This window comes from Aquabacterium sp. CECT 9606 (assembly GCF_918741295.1).
GTDB lineage: Bacteria > Pseudomonadota > Gammaproteobacteria > Burkholderiales > Burkholderiaceae_C > Aquabacterium.
The window spans coordinates 1-681 of sequence record NZ_CAKKNB010000017.1; the positions used below are offsets into that span (position 1 = coordinate 1).

Genomic DNA, 681 nt, shown 5'->3' on the forward strand with positions numbered 1-681 from the left:
CTGTCCGGGCTGAACCAGCATCAACTGGACGCGCTGGCCTTGCCTGCCGTGCGCGTGGACGACCTGTACCCCTTGTCCCCCATGCAGGAAGGCATGCTCTTTCACAGCGTCTACGAGCCCAGCGGCACGGCCTACACCAACCAGTTGCGCGTGGACCTGCAAGGGCTGGACGCCCAACGCTTCCGTGCCGCCTGGCAGGCCGTGTTCCAACGCCACGACGTGCTGCGCACGGGCTTCTTGCACCAGCTGTCCGGACAGCAGGACAAGGCCTTGCAATGGGTCGACCGCCTGGCGCAACTGCCCTGGACCGAGCACGACTGGCAGGGCCAGGCCGATCAGGCCCAGGCCCTGGAGGCCTTGGCGCAAGGCGAGATGGCCCAAGGCTTCGACCTGGCCACGCCCCCGTTGATGCGCCTGGTGCTGGTGCGCACCGGGCCGGACACCCACCACATCGTGTGGACCGTGCACCACCTGCTGCTGGACGGCTGGAGCACCTCGCAACTGCTGGGCGAGGTGCTGCGCCACTACGGCGGCCAGAGCCTGCCCGCGCTGAGCGGACGCTACCGCGACTACATCGGTTGGTTGCAAGCTCAGGATGCCTCGGCCAGCCAGGCCTACTGGCGCGAACAGCTGGGGCAACTGGCCGCGCCCACGCGCCTGGTCGACGCCTTGCCCAAGAGC

1 protein-coding gene is annotated in these 681 nt (G+C 68.6%); it reads left to right on the plus strand.

Annotated elements, in window-relative coordinates; genetic code table 11:
* Positions 1–681: condensation domain-containing protein (locus LQ232_RS23490; protein WP_230182827.1), on the plus strand; the 681-nt coding region annotated here is incomplete at both ends.